1 protein-coding gene is annotated in these 541 nt (G+C 49.0%); it reads left to right on the top strand.

Going from position 1 to position 541, the window contains the following annotated elements; genetic code table 11:
• Positions 1-541 (top strand): solute carrier family 23 protein (locus R7190_RS30010; protein WP_318138226.1); only part of this gene is annotated, 541 nt, incomplete at both ends.

Genomic DNA, 541 nt, shown 5'->3' with positions numbered 1-541 from the left:
CTTGGGTTAATTGTGATTTTGAATCGTTCTAAAAACCCATACATTCGCGTGGCTTCGATCGTGATTGCCATGCTGGTTGGCTATGTAATGGCATACTTCATGGGTATGGTCGACACCTCAAAATTGGGGGAAACCAACCTCGTTGCGCTACCGATTCCGATGCAGTACGGCTTGTCATTTGACTGGTCACTGTTTATCCCTCTCGTGCTGATTTTCTTTATCACGGCGTTGGAAGCGATCGGCGACATTACCGCAACGTCTGAAGTATCTGGCGAGCCTGTTAAAGGCCCTATTTACATGAAGCGCATCAAAGGTGGGGTATTAGCGGATGGTCTGAACTCGGCTATCGCTGCGGTATTCAACAGCTTTCCAAACTCTACCTTCAGTCAAAACAACGGCATTATCATGCTAACGGGCGTCGCAAGCCGTTACGTGGGTTACTTTATCTCGGGCATGTTAGTGATTCTTGGTCTATTCCCGGGCGTGGCCAGTTTTGTTCAGCTGATCCCAGAGCCTGTACTTGGTGGCGCTACCATCGTGA

This window comes from Vibrio sp. 1078-1 (assembly GCF_033340475.1).
Note: the sequence above shows the minus strand (reverse complement) of the source record. Positions and strands in the feature narration are given on the sequence as shown.